At 67.8% G+C, this 16,667-nt stretch carries 12 protein-coding genes and 1 tRNA gene; 9 read left to right on the top strand and 4 right to left on the bottom strand.

All coding sequences use genetic code 11. From position 1 onward, the window contains the following. Positions 1–17 precede the first annotated feature (17 nt). From CFB89_RS11010 to CFB89_RS11000, 3 genes are all read left to right on the top strand, one after another. Positions 18–1,412, top strand: coding sequence for an aspartate aminotransferase family protein (locus tag CFB89_RS11010; protein WP_089467840.1), 1,395 nt, complete (start codon positions 18–20; stop codon positions 1,410–1,412). A gap of 323 nt (positions 1,413–1,735) precedes the next feature. After that, the gene (locus CFB89_RS11005) at positions 1,736–2,158 is read left to right on the top strand and encodes a hypothetical protein (RefSeq protein ID WP_089467839.1); all 423 of its coding nucleotides are present in this window, start codon (positions 1,736–1,738) and stop codon (positions 2,156–2,158) included. Next, positions 2,155–2,358 carry a hypothetical protein gene (locus CFB89_RS11000; RefSeq protein WP_089467838.1) on the top strand — a complete coding sequence of 68 codons (204 nt, stop codon included), beginning with the start codon at positions 2,155–2,157 and terminating at the stop codon, positions 2,356–2,358. Before CFB89_RS11005 ends, CFB89_RS11000 begins: the two co-directional genes overlap by 4 nt. Positions 2,359–2,497: 139 nt before the next feature. Here CFB89_RS11000 and CFB89_RS10995 read toward each other — a convergent pair. Together CFB89_RS10995 and CFB89_RS10990 are read right to left on the bottom strand one after the other, a co-directional pair. Further along, a tRNA-Val gene (locus CFB89_RS10995) sits at positions 2,498–2,572 on the bottom strand. A gap of 99 nt (positions 2,573–2,671) precedes the next feature. After that, on the bottom strand, positions 2,672–3,574 hold the full coding sequence (locus tag CFB89_RS10990; protein ID WP_089467837.1) for a LysR family transcriptional regulator: 903 nt from the start codon (positions 3,572–3,574) through the stop codon (positions 2,672–2,674). A 174-nt stretch (positions 3,575–3,748) separates the two neighbouring features. On the opposite strand from CFB89_RS10990, the gene CFB89_RS10985 reads away from it, so the two are divergent. The 3 genes from CFB89_RS10985 (at position 3,749) to CFB89_RS10975 (ending at position 8,294) form a co-directional block, all read left to right on the top strand. Continuing rightward, the gene (locus CFB89_RS10985) at positions 3,749–5,500 is read left to right on the top strand and encodes an acyl-CoA dehydrogenase family protein (RefSeq protein WP_089467991.1); all 1,752 of its coding nucleotides are present in this window, start codon (positions 3,749–3,751) and stop codon (positions 5,498–5,500) included. After that, the gene (locus tag CFB89_RS10980) at positions 5,497–6,714 is read left to right on the top strand and encodes a CaiB/BaiF CoA-transferase family protein (protein ID WP_089467836.1); all 1,218 of its coding nucleotides are present in this window, start codon (positions 5,497–5,499) and stop codon (positions 6,712–6,714) included. The genes CFB89_RS10985 and CFB89_RS10980 overlap by 4 nt, the downstream gene beginning before the upstream one ends. 167 nt (positions 6,715–6,881) lie before the next feature. After that, positions 6,882–8,294 carry an MFS transporter gene (locus CFB89_RS10975; protein WP_089467835.1) on the top strand — a complete coding sequence of 471 codons (1,413 nt, stop codon included), beginning with the start codon at positions 6,882–6,884 and terminating at the stop codon, positions 8,292–8,294. A gap of 224 nt (positions 8,295–8,518) precedes the next feature. On the opposite strand, the gene CFB89_RS10970 is transcribed toward CFB89_RS10975, so the two are convergent. Continuing rightward, positions 8,519–8,794 (bottom strand): oxidative damage protection protein, encoded by a 276-nt coding sequence (locus tag CFB89_RS10970; RefSeq protein WP_009692666.1) that lies wholly within the window; start codon positions 8,792–8,794, stop codon positions 8,519–8,521. A 50-nt stretch (positions 8,795–8,844) separates the two neighbouring features. Continuing rightward, positions 8,845–10,224 carry an amino-acid N-acetyltransferase gene (argA, locus tag CFB89_RS10965; protein ID WP_089467834.1) on the bottom strand — a complete coding sequence of 460 codons (1,380 nt, stop codon included), beginning with the start codon at positions 10,222–10,224 and terminating at the stop codon, positions 8,845–8,847. A gap of 23 nt (positions 10,225–10,247) precedes the next feature. Here argA and hrpA point away from each other — a divergent pair, with 23 nt between their 5' ends. The 3 genes from hrpA (at position 10,248) to CFB89_RS10950 (ending at position 16,635) form a co-directional block, all read left to right on the top strand. Then, a complete protein-coding gene (gene hrpA / locus CFB89_RS10960; RefSeq protein WP_089467833.1) occupies positions 10,248–14,453 on the top strand; it encodes an ATP-dependent RNA helicase HrpA in 4,206 nt (1,401 codons plus the stop codon). Positions 14,454–14,654: 201 nt separating this feature from the next. Further along, a complete protein-coding gene (locus tag CFB89_RS10955) occupies positions 14,655–15,644 on the top strand; it encodes a beta-propeller fold lactonase family protein (RefSeq protein WP_089467832.1) in 990 nt (329 codons plus the stop codon). A 16-nt stretch (positions 15,645–15,660) separates the two neighbouring features. Further along, on the top strand, positions 15,661–16,635 hold the full coding sequence (locus tag CFB89_RS10950; protein WP_089467831.1) for a sterol desaturase family protein: 975 nt from the start codon (positions 15,661–15,663) through the stop codon (positions 16,633–16,635). The last annotated feature ends 32 nt before the right edge of the window (positions 16,636–16,667 follow it).

The following is a 16,667-nucleotide window of genomic DNA, read 5'->3' as shown; positions in this document are numbered from 1 at the left end:
TGTTTGACGGAGAAAACATGACCGATCGAAACGACGCTTTTCCGCAGTACTCGACCGCCGAGTTTCGTGCGCTCGACGCCGCGCACCACATCCACCCGTTCTCCGACATGGGCGCGCTCAATCGCGCCGGCAGCCGCGTGATCGTAAAGGCCGACGGCGTCTACCTGTGGGACTCCGACGGCAACAAGGTGATCGACGGGATGGCCGGCCTGTGGTGCGTGAACGTCGGCTACGGCCGCAAGGAACTCGCCGACGCCGCGTATCGCCAGATCCAGGAACTGCCGTTCTACAACACGTTCTTCAAGACCACGCACCCGCCGGTGATCGAGCTTTCGGCGATGCTCGCGGAAGTCACGCCGGCCGGCTTCAACCACTTCTTCTATTGCAACAGCGGCTCGGAAGGCAACGACACCGTGCTGCGCCTCGTGCATCAATACTGGCGCGTGCAGGGCAAGCCGCAGAAGAAATACGTGATCTCGCGCAAGAACGGCTATCACGGCTCGACGATCGCGGGCGGCACGCTCGGTGGGATGGGCTACATGCACGAGCAGATGCCGTCGAAGGTCGAGCACGTCGTGCATATCGACCAGCCGTATTTCTTCGGCGAAGCGCAGCCGGGCGAGACGCCGGAAGCATTCGGCCTCGCCCGTGCGCAGCAGCTCGAAGCGAAGATCCTCGAACTCGGCGCGGAGAACGTCGCGGCATTCATCGGCGAGCCGTTCCAGGGCGCGGGCGGCGTGATCTTCCCGCCGTCGACGTACTGGCCGGAAATTCAGCGGATCTGCCGCAAGTACGACATCCTGCTCGTCGCCGACGAAGTGATCGGCGGATTCGGCCGCACCGGCGAATGGTTCGCGCATCAGCACTTCGGCTTCGAGCCGGACCTGATCACGATGGCGAAGGGCCTGACCTCGGGCTACGTGCCGATGGGCGCGGTGGGTATTCACGAGCGCGTCGCACGCCCGATCATCGACAACGGCGAATTCAATCACGGCCTCACGTATTCGGGCCATCCGGTGGCGGCGGCCGTCGCGGTCGCGAACCTGAAGCTGCTGCGCGACGAAGGCATCGTCGAGCGCGTGAAGACCGATATCGGGCCGTATTTCCAGCGCCAGCTGCGCGATGCGCTGGGCGACCACCCGATCGTCGGCGAGATCGCGGGGAGCGGGCTGGTCGCGGGCGTTCAGCTTGCGCGCGATCGTGACCGGCGCGAGCGGTTCGATGCCAGCGTCGATATCGGCACGATCTGCCGCGACTTCTGCTTCAACGGCAACCTGATCATGCGCGCGACCGGCGACCGGATGCTGCTGTCGCCGCCGCTCGTGATCCGCGAGGCGGAGGTCGACGAGATCGTCGACAAGGCGAAGCGCGCGTTCGATGCGACGGCGGAGCGGGTGGGGGACGTGCGGTAAACAGGGCGGACCTGCGTGAGGAGGGCGCGGCGTCGAATGACGCGGCGCCCGTATCGCGCCGGGCACGCGCGACGCCAAAACGAAAAGGGCCTGCGTCGTGAGACGCAGGCCCTTGAATTCTTTGGTGGGCGCCGTCGCAGGTAAAAGGCGAATCGGGCTTGTTCTTTCGTAGCGTCAATGAAACAAACTGCCGCTGGTTTAGTGAATTGCCTGTCAACGGTGACAGGTAGGCCGATGTGACCGGTATGCGAAAATTATGCGCTTGATCCGGAGAGTTGCCCACGCCGACATGCCCGAGCTTCTTTGAAGCCTTCCAGACGAACATGACCGCACTGCATATGCCCGTTCCGACAACGCTTTTCGCGACGCTACAAACGTCGGTTGCGGCTGTCAGTACGACGATGGGGACGCTAAAGGCGCTTGGCCCCGCCGCGACGGTGGGCGAAATGCTCGGTGCGACCACGCTAGTCGAAAAGGTCGGTGTTGTGGGCTCGATCCTTGGCAGCGCCTACCTGGGCGCGGTCATCGGTAGCCTGATGGTCGCAACCGATTCGACATTAGCTTGCGGCGCAGGCAAGGGCAACGCGAACACGTCGCTTGCAGTCGCTCGATGGGGCACACGCTATGGGCTGGCGATTCATCCGCTCGTCATGGCGCAAATCCTGCGGCATCTGGAGGTTCTCGCGCCCGGCCCTCATAGCTATTTCGGGTTGAAGATGAACACGGCGATCCGAGGTGCGCGATGAAGTGGATTGCCGACCGCCTACTTCTCATCGGCACGGCGATAGTCTGTTTCGCCGTTGCTTGGGCCATCATCGCCGGAACCGGCGAATGGTTCCCCACCGTCATGATGCTGAGCGCGTTCGCAACGCTATGGGGCGATAACGCCCGCCTGCGAAAACTACTCGAACAAAACGGCATCGATCCGCGACGGCGCAAGCGTTAATACGGGAATCGTAAGGGGCGGTGCGCGGAAACGTGATGGCGTTGTGAGCGGGTTAGGTTAGAGTCACCGCAAAAGAAAAAGGCCCTCAGCTTTCGCTTGAGGGCCTTTGTTCTTCGGGCTTCACACACCGATGAATCCTTGGTGGGCGGTACTGGGATCGAACCAGTGACCCCTGCCGTGTGAAGGCAGTGCTCTACCGCTGAGCTAACCGCCCAAAGAAGAATCAAATTATGTCAGAGCTTTTGGGGTTCGTAAAGCCCTTTCTGCAAATTTTTTCAAATGCCCCGCAACCACCGGTTCGCCGGCCGCGTGCTCAGCCCGCGAGCGCGGGCAGTGCGTCGATCGATGCGCGCACGTAGTCGGCAAAGCGCAACGCCACCGGTTCGGCGGTGCCGCTGCGTTTCAGCGCGAGCGTGCGCGATTCGAGCGACGCGTCCTTCAGCGGCACGAACGCGAGCCGGTCGCTTTTCGCCTGCTGCAGCACGCGCGGCACCAGCGCGATACCCATCCCGAACTCGATCATCGACAGGATCGTCTGCCACAGCCGCGCCTCGTGGCGGATCAGCGGACTGAACCCGGCGTTCACGCACTGCGCGATGATCAGGTCGTGATAGTGCGGCGCGGCGTCGCGCGGAAACAGGATGAACGGTTCCGCGGCCAGCGCGGCGAGTGCGACCTGGCGGCGCCGCGCGAGCGGATGCGCCGCGGGCAGGCAGCACACGAACGGCTCCGCATAGACGGGCACCGATTCGACGTCGGCTGGGAAGCGGCCCCAGTGCGCATAGCCGAGATCGATCTGGCCGCGCTGGATCGCCTGCACCTGCGCGTGCGTGTTCATCTCGCTCAGCACGACCTCTACGCCCGGATAGTCGGCCTCGAAGCGCCGCACCGCATCGGGCAGCCCGCGATACAGCATCGAGTGGACGAAGCCGATCCGCAGCCGCCCCCCGAGGCCGGATGCCGAACGCACCGTGAGCCGCTCGGCTTCGGCCGCCTGCAGCAACAGCCGGCGTGCTTCGCCGAGCAGCACCTCGCCCGCGTTGGTCAGCGCGACGGTCTTGTTGGTGCGCGAGAAGAGTTGCACGCCGAGCGCGTCCTCGAACTTGCGGATGTCGAAACTCAGCGCCGGCTGCGAGATGAACAGGCGCTTCGCCGCGCGCCCGAAATGCAGTTCCTCGGCGACCGCCACGAAGTAGCGCAACTGCCTCAGTTCCATGGTGTCTCCTCCCGGCGTCGACATCAATAAGCGATATCTATCGTACCGGACAAATCCTGTATTGGACGCTTATCGACTGCGCGCCTACGCTCTCCGGAAGGCTTGATGCAGGACCAGCCGGCCGTGGTGGCACGCGGCCCCGGCAACTGCGCAGGCAACCCAGGAGACGCATGCATGAACGACACCGCTCGCACGCCGGACGCCGGCGCATCCAACATCCCCGACAGCCGGGGCCTCAATTTCTTCACCGTCGATCCCGATCTCGGCGCGTTGCTGAAGCTGCATCTCGGCGACGCGCACTATGCCGAACTCGAGCCGCGGCTGCGTGCGCTCGGCGCGCGCGTATCGGGCGAGCTCGACGAATGGGCGTCGCGCGCGGACAAGCATCCGCCCGTGCTCGAGCATCGCAACCGGCGCGGCGAGGCCGTGCAGCGGATCGACAAGGATCCGGCGTACGTCGCGCTCGAACGCGTCGCGTATGCGGAACTCGGGCTCGCGTCGCTGAGCCATGGATCCGACACCGTGCCGCCGCTCGTCAAGTACGCGCTGACGTTCCTGTTCGTGCAGGCGGAATTCGGGCTGTGCTGCCCGGTCAGCATGACCGATTCGCTGACGCGCACGCTGCGCCGTTTCGGCGATCCCGCGCTCGTCGCGCGCTACCTGCCGAGGCTCGCGTCGCGCGACTTCGACACGCTGTATCAGGGCGCGATGTTCATGACCGAGCAGGCGGCCGGCTCCGACGTCGGCCGGATCGCGACGCGCGCGACCTGCGAAACCGACGCGCACGGCGAGACCGTCTGGCGCCTGACCGGCGACAAGTGGTTCTGTTCGAATGCGGACGCCGATCTCGCGATGGTGCTCGCGCGGCCCGACGGCGCGCCGGACGGCATCAAGGGCCTTGCACTGTTCCTGCTGCCGAAGACGCTGCCGGATGGCACGCGCAACCGCTACCGGATCGTGCGCCTGAAGGACAAGCTCGGCAGCCGTTCGATGGCGAGCGGCGAGATCGCGCTCGAAGGCGCGCAGGCCTGGCTGATCGGCGAGATCGGCCGGGGCTTTCACCAGATGGCCGACATGATCAACATGTCGCGTCTGTCGAACGGCGTGCGCGCGGCGGGGCTGATGCGGCGCGCGCTGAACGAAGCGCTGCACGTCGCCGCGCATCGAGAGGCATTCGGCCGCAAGCTGATCGAGATGCCGCTGATGCAGCGCCAGTTGATGAAGATGCTGCTGCCGGCCGAGGCCGCGCGCGCGATGTTCATGCAGATCGCGTTGCTGCTGCCGCAGGCGGATGCGGGCGACGAGCAGGCGGCGCGCTGCGTGCGGATCCTGACGCCGCTGATCAAGTTCCGCGCGTGCCGCGATGCGCGCCGCGTGACGGGCGATGCGATGGAAGTGCGCGGCGGCACCGGCTATATCGAGGAATGGAGCGATGCGCGGCTCGTGCGCGACGCACACCTCGGATCGATCTGGGAAGGCACGAGCAACATCGTCGCGCTCGACGTCGCGCGCGCCGCACAGCGCGAGCATGCGCTCGACGCGCTGCGCACGTTTCTCGGCGATCGTCTGGGCGCGGCGCCGCTGCCCGACGCGAGCCGCACGGCGCTGCGGCGCATTCTCGCGCGGGCGTGCGATGCGCTCGCACGGGTCGCCGGGGAAGGCGACGACGCGCGTGTGCGGCAGGCCGCGTCCGCGCTGTATTACGCGAGCGCGGCCGTGTTGATGGCCTGCGAGGGCGCACGGCTCGCGCCGGATTTCAGGCGTCTCGCGCTCGCGCACCTGATCGTGCGGCACAAGCTGTTGCCGGTCGATCCGCTCGCGCCGGCATCGCGCGACGATGAATCGGCTGCGTCCGACGCGCTGCTGCGCGGCACGCCGGTGCCGCTCGACATGGCGCTCGATCTGCTGCCGGAGGTCGAGCGATGAGCACGGCGACCGAGAACACTCCGCGCAGCGCGCTGCACGGCCTGAAGGTCGTCGACCTGAGCCGCGTGCTCGGCGGCCCGTACTGCACGCAGGCGCTCGCCGACCACGGCGCGACGGTGATCAAGATCGAGCCGCCCGACGGCGACGAGACGCGCGGCTGGGGGCCGCCGTTCCTTGGCGAGACGGCCTGGTATTTCATGGGCGTGAACCGCAACAAGGAAGGGCTCGCGCTCGACCTGTCGCGCGACGAAGGGCGCGCGATCCTGTGGCGGCTGCTCGAAAGCGCCGACGTGCTCGTCGAGAACTTCAAGCCGGGCACGCTCGCGCGCTGGGGGATGGACTACGCACGCGACCTGCAGCCGCGCTTCCCGCGCCTGATCCATTGCGCGGTGACGGGCTTCGGCGACGACGGCCCGCTGGGCGGGCTGCCGGGCTACGATGCGGTGATTCAGGCGATGGCCGGGCTGATGAGCGTCAACGGCGAGCGCGATGGCGCCGCGACCCGCATCGGTTTGCCGATCGTCGACATGGTCACGGGGCTCAACGCGCTCGCCGGCATCCTGCTGGCGCTCGCGGAGCGCGACAAGAGCGGCCGCGGCCAGTCGATCGACGTGGCGCTGTACGACTGCGGCGTGTCGCTGCTGCATCCGCATCTGCCGAATTTCTTCGGGTCGGGCCGCGTGCCGGAGCGCAGCGGCAACGCGCATCCGAACATCGCGCCGTACGACAGCTACCGCACGGCGACCGTGCCGATCTTTCTCGCGGTCGGCAACGACCGGCAGTTCGCGCGGCTCGTCGCGCATCTCGGCGCGCCGGCGCTCGCCGACGATCCGCGCTTCGTCGACAACCGCAGCCGCTGCGCGCACCGGCCCGAACTGAAGGCCGAACTGGAAACGCGGCTCGGCGCGCACGCGTGCGAGCCGCTCGCGCGCGACCTGATGGCGGCCGGTGTGCCGTGCGGGCCGGTGCGCACGGTGGCCGACGTCGCGCACGATCCGCATGCGCTGCATCGCGAGCTGTTCGTCGAGATCGGCGCGTATCGCGGCACCGCGTCGCCGGTGAAGCTGTCGCGCACGCCGGCGACCTACCGGTCGGCGCCGCCCGCGCTCGGCCGCGACACGCGCGCGGTGCTCGACCGGCTCGGCGTCGATCGCACGCTCCAGCAGCAACTGCTCGATGCCGGCGTGCTGAAGGTCGCGCCGGACGAGACGTGACGGGCGAGGGCACCTGCGGACGAGCGCCGTCCCGAACCGACCGATCGCAACGTCAGCGTCAACCCCAGGCAACGCAACGTAGCGCAACCCCGCCAGCCGGCGGCGCAAGGCCGGCCAACCGGCCGCGCGCGACAGCCGCGCCGCCGATCACAAACTTGGAGACATCGATGAGCCGTCCGCAATCCTCGCCCTCCGCACCGCCGCGGCCCGGCCGCGCCGCCCTCGCGGCGTTCGTCGGCACCACGATCGAGTGGTACGACTTCTACATCTACGGCACGGCCGCCGCGCTCGTGTTCGGCAAGGTGTTCTTTTCCAGCACGATGGATCCCGGCGTCGCGACGCTGCTCGCGTTCGTCACGTTCTGGGCCGGCTTCGCCGCGCGGCCGCTCGGCGGGATCGTGTTCGGCCATCTCGGCGATCGCGTCGGCCGCAAGACCGCGCTCGTGATCACGTTGGTGATGATGGGGCTCGCGACGACCGGCATCGGCCTGCTGCCCGGCTACGCGTCGATCGGCGTCTGGGCGCCCGCGGGCCTCGTCGTGCTGCGCGTGCTGCAGGGCATCGCGGTCGGCGGCGAGTGGGGCGGCGCGGTGCTGATCGCGAGCGAGAACGCGCCGAAGCATCGCAGCATCCTGTATGCGGCGTTCGCGCAGCAGGGCTCGCCCACCGGCAACCTGCTGGCCACGGCCGCGTTCTTCGCGCTGAGCGCGCTGCCGACGCCGTCGTTCCTGATGTGGGGCTGGCGCATTCCGTTCCTGCTGTCGGCCGTGCTCGTGATCATCGGGATGGTGATCCGGCTGCGCCTCGAGGAGTCGGTCGACATGCAGCGCGTGCTCGCGCGCAAGCGCACGGTGAAGCTGCCGCTGCGCGACGTCGTGCGCGACCACTGGGTCGTCGTGCTGCTGGCGGCCGGCACGCTGCCGGTGATCAACGTCACGTATTTCCGCAGCACGTTCGCGCTGTCGTGGGCGACGAAGACGCTCGGTTACGCGCAGGGCACGTTCCTCGGCATCCTGTCGATCTCGCTCGTCGTGCAATTCCTGATGCAGCCGGTCGGCGCGTGGTTCGTGTCGAAGGTCGACATGCGGCGCGCGATGTGCTGGATCCTGATCCCGGAAATCGTGCTGATGCCCGTGATGTTCCATGCGCTCGCGACGCGTTCGTACTGGGTCGCCGTCGCGGGCATGTGCATCTCGACGATTCCGTCGGCGATGTTCTACGGCGCGGTCGGCGGGGTGCTCGCGCGCGTGTTCCCGGCGAACATCCGCTACACGGGCCTGTCGCTCGCGTATCAGTTGAGCGCGCTGGTCGTCGGCGGCGGCACACCGGTGCTCGCGCAGGCGATCCTCAATGCGACCGGCAGCATCGTCGGCGTCGCGATCGCGTCGGGGCTCTATGCACTCGTGTCGCTCGCGTGCATGCTCGCGCTGCTCAATCGCACCGGGTATCGCGCCAACGAGTTGTCGAGCGCCGAACGCAGCGATGCGGCCGAGTGGGGTACCGAGGGCGTGAGCGCCGACGGTCCGAGCGGCGAAGCCGCGCAGCCGGATGATCGCGGCACGTTGAAACCGGCGGGGTGAGGCGCGGAGGCTCACGCGGTTCGCACGCTGGCGATTCGACAATTCGGCGGTGCGGCGATTCGGCGCTCCGACGGGATCGCGTGCCGGTCGGCGCGCGGCCTCGAGCCGCGCCAATCACGCATCCCAAAAGCAAACGGCACCGTGCGATACACGGTGCCGTTCGGGCGTTTGCTTCACATCGCGACGACGCCGGCACGGCCGGCCGTCTCGCGTCGCGTCGTCGCTCAGCCTTCCGTCGGCGGCACGTAGCCGGACGCCTGGTCCGCGCCCTCGCCGAAGAAGTACTTCTCCGTCTGCTTCATCAGATACTGGCGCGCGCGCGGGTCGGCCATGTTCAGGCGGTTTTCGTTGATCAGCATCGTCTGCTGCTTGAGCCAGCCTTGCCACGCTTCCTTCGAGACGCTCTCGTAAATGCGCTTGCCGAGTTCGCCCGGCAGCGGCGGGAAATCGAGGCCTTCGGCTTCCTTGCCGAGCTTCGCGCATTGGATCATTCGAGCCATCGTGTACTTCTCCTGTAATCGGTCTGGGGGAAGGGCAGTCGTGCCTGCGCTCAGAGCTGCTTCATCAGCACGAGCGACTTGCGCTGCCAGTTATAGAGTTTGCGACGGTCTTCGGGCAGGTCGTCGACGCTGACCTTGACGAAGCCGCGCTTGAGGAACCAGTGCTCGGTGCGCGTCGTGAGCACGAAGATGTGCGTGAGGCCGCGCGCGCGGGCGCGCTGCTCGATGCGCTTGAGCAGGCGTTCGCCGTCGCCCGAGCCTTGCGCTTCCGGCGCGACCGTCAGGCACGCCATCTCGCCGATCTTTTCCTGCTGATACGGATACAGCGCCGCGCAGCCGAACAGCACGCCATCGTGCTCGATCACCGAGAAGTGGTCGATGTCGCGTTCGATCTGGTGGCGGCCGCGCCGCACCAGCGTGCCGTCGGATTCGAGCGGCTCGATCAGCGACAGGATGCCGCCGACGTCGTCCGGCGTCGCCTCGCGCAGGCTCTCGAGGTTCTCGTACGAGATCATCGTGCCGACGCCGTCGTGCAGGAACAGTTCGAGCAGCATGCTGCCGTCGAGCGATTGCGGGATCAGGTGGGCGCGGGTCACGCCGCCGCGGCATGCGCGGATCGAATGCTTCAGGAAGAACCCGTCGTCGCCCTGGATGTTGCCGGAATCGAGCAGCTCGGCCGCCGCGTCGAGCGACATTTCACGCACCAGCTCGCCTTCGTCGTCGACGATGCCGGGCCCTTCGGTCAGGAAGATGATCTTGTCGGCGCGCAGCGCGATCGCGGCCGCCGACGCGACGTCTTCCATCGACAGGTTGAACGCCTCGCCGGTCGGCGAGAACCCGAGCGGCGACAGCAGCACGAGCTTGCGGCTCGCGAGCGAATGACGGATCGATTCGGCATCGATCTTGCGCACGATGCCCGTGTGCGCGAAATCGACCCCGTCGAGAATCCCCACCGGCCGCGCGGTCACGAAGTTGCCCGACACGACGCTGATGTGCGCGTGCGCCATCGGCGAGTTCGGCAGACCCTGGCTGATCGCGGCCTCGATGTCCAGACGCACTTCGCCGGCCGCTTCCTTCGCGGATTCGAGCGCGCGCGCATCGGTGATGCGCAGCCCGTGCGAAAACTCGGATTCGACGCCGTGCAGGCTCAACTGCTCCTCGACCTGCGGGCGCGACCCGTGCACGAGCACGATCTGGATGCCCATCGCCTGCAAGAGCGCGATGTCGGACACGAGCGCGTTCAGCAGCCCCTGCTGCACCACCTCGCCGCCGAACCCCACGACGAACGTGCTGTTGCGGAACTTGTGGATATAGGGCGCGACGGAGCGCATCCAGTCGACGAACTGCGCGTGGCTGGCGGCCGAATCGTCGGCTACCGGCGGCGTCGCGGCGCCGGTCTGGGCGGGAGGGAGGTCGGTTTGGGAATTCATGGGCGGGATTATAATGCGCCCCCATGTCGAATGTTTCTAAAAGTCCCGCGCCGACGCGGGCCAATACGCCGTCGGCGAAGCACCCGGATGGTGCGGCCGATGCGCGCGAGCAGCAAGGCCAGCCGCCGCGCCGGCAGCAGGACAAGCCGGCGGGCCAGCCGGCACCCGCGCCGCGCGGGCCGCGCCATGACGAACGGCGCGGCGACGCGCGCCAACCGGCCGCGAAGGGCACGCCGCAGCCGGCGGGCGAGCGCGCCCCGCGCCGCGAGCGTGCACCGCGCGCCGCCGTTCCGCCGAATCCCGTCCCGCCGATCACCTACCCCGAAAGCCTGCCCGTGTCGGGCAAGCGCGACGAAATCGCGCGCGCGATCGCCGGTCATCAGGTTGTCATCGTCTGCGGCGAAACCGGCTCGGGCAAGACCACGCAGTTACCGAAGATCTGTCTCGATCTCGGCCGCGGCCTCGGCGCCGGCGGCACGGGCCTGATCGGCCATACGCAGCCGCGGCGCCTGGCCGCGTCGTCGACCGGCCGCCGGATCGCCGAGGAACTCGGCACGCCGTTCGGCGAGGTGGTCGGCTACAAGGTGCGCTTCACCGACAATCTCGCGCCGGGCGCGTCCGTCAAGCTGATGACGGACGGCATCCTGCTCGCCGAGACGCAGACCGATCCGCTGCTGAAGGCGTACGACACGCTGATCATCGACGAGGCGCACGAGCGCAGCCTGAACATCGACTTCCTGCTCGGCTACCTGAAGGAAATCCTGCCGCGGCGGCCGGACCTGAAGCTGATCGTCACGTCCGCGACGATCGACGCCGACCGCTTCGCGCGCCATTTCGGCACCGACGAACGTCCGGCGCCCGTGATCGAGGTGAGCGGGCGGCTGTATCCGGTCGAGATGCGCTATCGGCCGGTGGCCGAGGATCGTCCCGCGGTGAAGAACGCCGAAGGCACGGGCGGCCGCGATCGCGTGAAGACCGCGCGCGAAGCCGAGCGCGACCTGATGGATGCGATCGTCGACGCGGTCGACGAGCTGTGCCGCGAAGGCCCCGGCGACGTGCTGGTGTTCCTGCCCGGCGAGCGCGAGATTCGCGAGGCGGCCGAGGCGCTGCGCAAGCACCATCCGCCGCATACGGAGATCCTGCCGCTGTTCGCGCGGCTGTCCGCGGCCGACCAGGACAAGGTGTTCAAGGCGTCGAACGCGCGCCGGATCGTGCTCGCGACCAACGTGGCCGAAACGTCGTTGACGGTGCCGGGCATCCGCTACGTGGTCGACACCGGCCTCGCGCGCGTGAAGCGCTATTCGTACCGGAACAAGGTCGAGCAGCTGCAGGTCGAGTCGATCTCGCAGGCCGCCGCGAACCAGCGCGCGGGCCGCTGCGGCCGCGTGGCCGACGGCGTGTGCATCCGCTTGTACGAGGAAAGCGACTACCAGGCGCGCGCGCGCTTCACCGATCCGGAAATCCTGCGCTCGTCGCTCGCGTCGGTGATCCTGCGGATGAAGTCGCTGCACCTGACCGCGATCGAATCGTTCCCGTTCCTCGAACCGCCGCCCGGCCGCGCGATCGCGGACGGTTATCAGCTGCTCAACGAACTGGGCGCGGTCGATGACGACAACGCGCTGACGCCGCTCGGCCGCGAGCTTGCGCGGCTGCCGCTCGACCCGCGCGTCGGCCGGATGATTCTCGCCGCGCGCGACCAGCAGTCGCTGCGCGAGGTGCTGATCATCGCGAGCGCGCTGTCCGTGCAGGACCCGCGCGACCGTCCGATCGAAGCGCAGGAGCAGGCCGACCAGGCGCATCGCCGGTTCGCCGACGAGCGCTCCGAATTCCTGCAGTGGTTGAAGATCTGGGCGTGGTTCGAAGAGGCCGTCGCGCACAAGAAGTCGAATCGCCAGCTGATCGACGCATGCCGACAGAATTTCCTGTCGCATCTGCGGCTGCGCGAGTGGCGCGACGTGCATTCGCAGTTGCTGACGGTCGTGCGCGAGCACGGCTGGCGGCTCAACGAAGTCGAGGCCACCTACGAGCAGATCCATCTGGCCCTGCTGACGGGCCTGCTCGGCAACCTCGGGATGAAGGCCGACGACGATCCGCACTACCTCGGCGCACGCGGGATCAAGTTCTACCTGTGGCCGGGCTCCGCGCTCGCGAAGAAAGCCGGCCGCTGGGTGATGGCGGCCGAACTCGTCGAGACGAGCCGGCTGTACGCGCGCTGCCTCGCGAAGATCGAGCCGGAGTGGGTCGAGAAGATCGGCGCGCACCTGCTGAAGAAATCGCTGTCGGAGCCGCACTGGGAGAAGCGTCCTGCGCAGGTCAGCGCGTTCGAGCGCGCGACGCTGTACGGGCTGCCGATCTACCACCGGCGGCGCGTCGCGTTCGGCAAGCAGGACCCGGCGCGCGCCCGCGAGCTGTTCATCCGCGGCGCGCTGGTCGAAGGCGAATTCGACACGAAGCTGCCGTTCTTCGCGCACAACCGCAAGCTGCTCGCCGACATCGAGCAGCTCGAGCACAAGTCGCGCCGCCAGGACGTGCTGGTCGACGACGAACTGATCTACGCGTACTACGACCACGCGATTCCGGAAGGCATCCATACGGGCGCCGCGTTCGAGCGCTGGTATCGCGACGAGGTGAAGAAGGGCGGCCAGCCCGACGACAAGCAGCGGCTGCTGTATCTGTCGCGCGACGATCTGATGCGCCACGAGGCGGCCGGCGTGACGACCGACCTGTTCCCGAAGCGCGCGACGATGGCCGGCGTCGAGATGGCGCTCACGTACCACTTCGAGCCCGGCACGCCGCGCGACGGCGTGACGCTCGCGGTGCCGCTCTACGCGCTGAACCAGGTCGACGCGCGCCGTTGCGAATGGCTCGTGCCCGGCATGCTGAAGGAGAAGGTGCAACTGCTGCTGAAGTCGCTGCCGCAGAAGCTGCGCCGGCACTGCGTGCCGCTGCCCGAGTACGCGGCCGGCTTCGTCGAGCGGATGGGGCGCGAGCGCTTCGGCGCCGGCGGGCTCGTCGAGGCGCTGATCGCCGACGTGCGCGGCGAGACGCAGGTCGCGATGAAAACGGCCGACTTCAAGCTCGAGACGTTGCCCGCGCACCTGTTCATGAATTTCAAGGTGATCGACGAGCACGGCCGTCAGCTCGCGATGGGGCGCAACCTCGCGCAGCTTCGCCAGGAGCTGGGCGCGCAGGCGCAGCAGCAGTTCCAGAAGATCGCGGCGGCGTCGACGATCGCGACCGGCGGCGACGCCGGCGCGGGCGACGCAGGCGACACGTCGGCGCCCGCCGCCGCGCCGGGTTCGGCGGCGAAGGGCGGCAAGCCGGGCAAGGGCGCGGCGCCGCGGACGGCCGCCCCGGCGGAAGGCGGCGCGACCGCGCTGTACGAGAACCTGACGACGTGGAATTTCGGCAAGCTGCCCGAGCTGCTGGAAATCCGCCGGCGCGGCCAGACGCTGTACGGCTACCCGGCGCTCGTCGACCGCGGCACGCATTGCGACGTCGAGGTGTTCGATTCGCCGGAGGAGGCCGCGCGCATCCACCGGGCCGGTTTGCGGCGGCTGTTCGCGCTGCAGCTGAAGGAGCCGATCAAGTTCCTGGAAAAGAACCTGCCGGGCCTGCGCGAGATGGCGATGCAGTACATGTCGCTCGGCACGCAGGACGAGCTGCGCGACCAGTTGATCGACACGGCGCTCGACCGCGCGTGTCTGCAGGACCCGCTGCCCGACGATGACGCGAGCTTCCACGCGCGCCGCGACGAGGGCCGCAGCCGCCTGAATCTGCTCGCGCAGGAAATCGCGCGGCTCGTCGGGCAGATCCTGGCCGAATACGCGGGCCTCGTGAAGAAGCTCGCGCAGGCGAAGCCGTTCGCGCAGGCCCATGCGGACCTGCAGCAGCAACTGGCCGCGCTGGTCGGCAAGCGCTTCGTGATCGACACGCCTTACGCGCAGCTTGCGCACTTCCCGCGCTACCTGAAGGGCATCGCGCTGCGGATCGACAAGCTGAAGGCCGATCCGGCGCGCGACGCGAAGCAGTCGGCCGAGCTGCTCCCGCTCGCCCAGCAGTACCAGCGCGCGGTGTCGCAGCGCGGCGGCGTCGCCGATGCGCGGCTCGCGGAATTCCGCTGGCTGCTCGAGGAATTGCGGATTTCGCTGTTCGCGCAGGAACTGCGCACGCCGATGCCGGTCTCTGTCAAGCGCCTGCACAAGGTCTGGGAGTCGATGCAGCGCTAGCGCGACATCGGTTGGCCGGGCTGGACGGGCGGCCGGCCCGGGCTCGCACCGCGGCGCCGGCGGCAGTGGCTCGTCCGGCCGCCACGGCGTGCGGCGAGGTGACGCAACGGCGGCGCAAAAGCGGTGCAACACCGGCATGGGTCAACCGGAGGGGCCCGCCGAACGTTCTACAATGACAGCTGTTCCACGACGTGAGTCTTCATGCGCACTTTCCTTTCCTTCGGCCGCACGCTTGCGCTGGCCGCCGCCGTGCTGGCGCCCGCCGCACACGCGAATAACGTGATCGTCCTCAATTCGGCCGAAGCGACGCTTTCCCTGATCGACGAGCAGACCCGCGAAGTCGTGTCCACGATGCCGACCGGCAAGGAACCGCACCACTTGATGGCGACGCCCGACAATTCGTCGCTGATCGTCGCCAATTCGGTCTCGAACAGCCTGATGTTCGTCGATCCTAAGACGGGCAAGCTGCAGCGCACGGTCGAAGGCATCGAGGATCCGTACCAGCTCGGCTTCTCGCCCGACAAGAAGTGGTTCGTGTCGACCGGGCTGCGCCTCGACCGGCTCGACATCTACAGCTACGACGGCCGCGACCTGCATCTCGTGAAGCGCCTGCCGCTCGCGGTGATGCCGAGCCACCTCGCGTTCACGAAGGACAGCAAGACGGTGCTCGTGTCGCTGCAGGTGTCCGGCGAGATCGCGGCGGTCGACCTCGCGACGCAGACGGTCAAGTGGAAGATGCCGGTCGGCAAGGTGCCGGCGGGCCTGTGGATGACGCCCGACGACAAATACCTGCTGGTCGGCATGACCGGCGCCGATTACGTCGCGGTCGTCGACTGGCGCAATCAGAAGGTCGTGAAGACGATCCAGACGGGCAAGGGCGCGCACAACTTCCGCTCGCTCGCCGACGGCACGCACGTCGCGATCACGAACCGCGTCGCGAATACGATCAGCATCATCGACGAGATCACGCTCACCAAGGTCGGCGACATCACCGGCCTGCTGCCGGGCCCGGACGACATGGAGCTGTCCGCCGACAAAAAAACGCTGTGGGTGACGTTCCGTTTCGCGAAGAAGGTCGGGATCATCGATCTGGCGTCGCGCAAGCTGGTGCAGACGATCGCCGTCGGCCGTTCGCCGCACGGCATCTACTTCTACGACCGCGCGCCGTGGAAGGCGGCGAACGGCGCGTGACGGGCGGAGGCGAACGATGCTGCACCTGATCGATGCGTTCGTGTCGGACGTCCAGACCTGGCTGTACGTCGACGTCGTGCAGCCGTTCCTCTTCAAGTTCAACCTGATGGACTACGACGAGGACACCTACGACGCGCTGTACTGGGTGATCGTCGGCGCGCTGCAGATGGTGCTGATGTTCGCGCTGCTGCGCCCGCTCGAGGCGCTGCTGCCGGTCGAGCGCTGGAAGAACCGCCGCGCGGTGCGGGTCGACGTGATCTACACCGCGATCTCGAAGCTCGGCATCTACGCGCTGTTTTTCTTCTTCGCGCTGCAGCCGGTATTCGACAACCTCCAGGCGTGGCTGCGCCTGCACGGCGTCGCGAACGTGAACCTCGACTATCTGTGGCCGGGCGTGACCTCGCGGCCGATCGTCGCGTTCGCGATCTACCTCGTCGTGCTCGACTTCGCCGGCTACTGGTATCACCGCTGGCAGCACAAGTTCGGCATCTGGTGGGAGCTGCACGCGGTCCATCACAGCCAGCGGCAGATGTCGCTGTGGTGCGACGACCGCAACCACCTGCTCGACGACGTGCTTCAGTCGTGCTTCTTCGCGGCGATCGCGCTCGTGATCGGCGTGACGCCGTCGCAGTTCGTCGTGCTGACCGCGGTCACGAACTTCTTGCAGAGCATCCAGCATACGAATGCGCGGCTGTCGTACGGCCGCATCGGCGAGCGCCTGCTCGTCAGCCCGATCTTCCACCGCCGGCACCATGCGGTCGGCTATGGCCACGAAGGCACCCAGTACGGCTGCAACTTCGGCGTGCTGTTCCCGTGGTGGGACATGATGTTCGGCACCGCGTCGTGGAACCGCACGGTCGAGCCTACCGGCATCCGCGAGCAGGTCGAGGGCGTGTCCTACGGCGACGGCTTCTGGTCGCAGCACGGCCTCGCGTTCGTGCGGATCTTCCGGCGCCTGTTCCCCGCCAAGCGCGGCGCGGCGTCCGCCTGATCCCGAGCGGGCCCGTCTCCCGTTGAACGACT

The organism is Burkholderia sp. AU16741 (assembly GCF_002223345.1).
GTDB lineage: Bacteria > Pseudomonadota > Gammaproteobacteria > Burkholderiales > Burkholderiaceae > Burkholderia > Burkholderia sola.
Note: the sequence above shows the minus strand (reverse complement) of the source record. Positions and strands in the feature narration are given on the sequence as shown.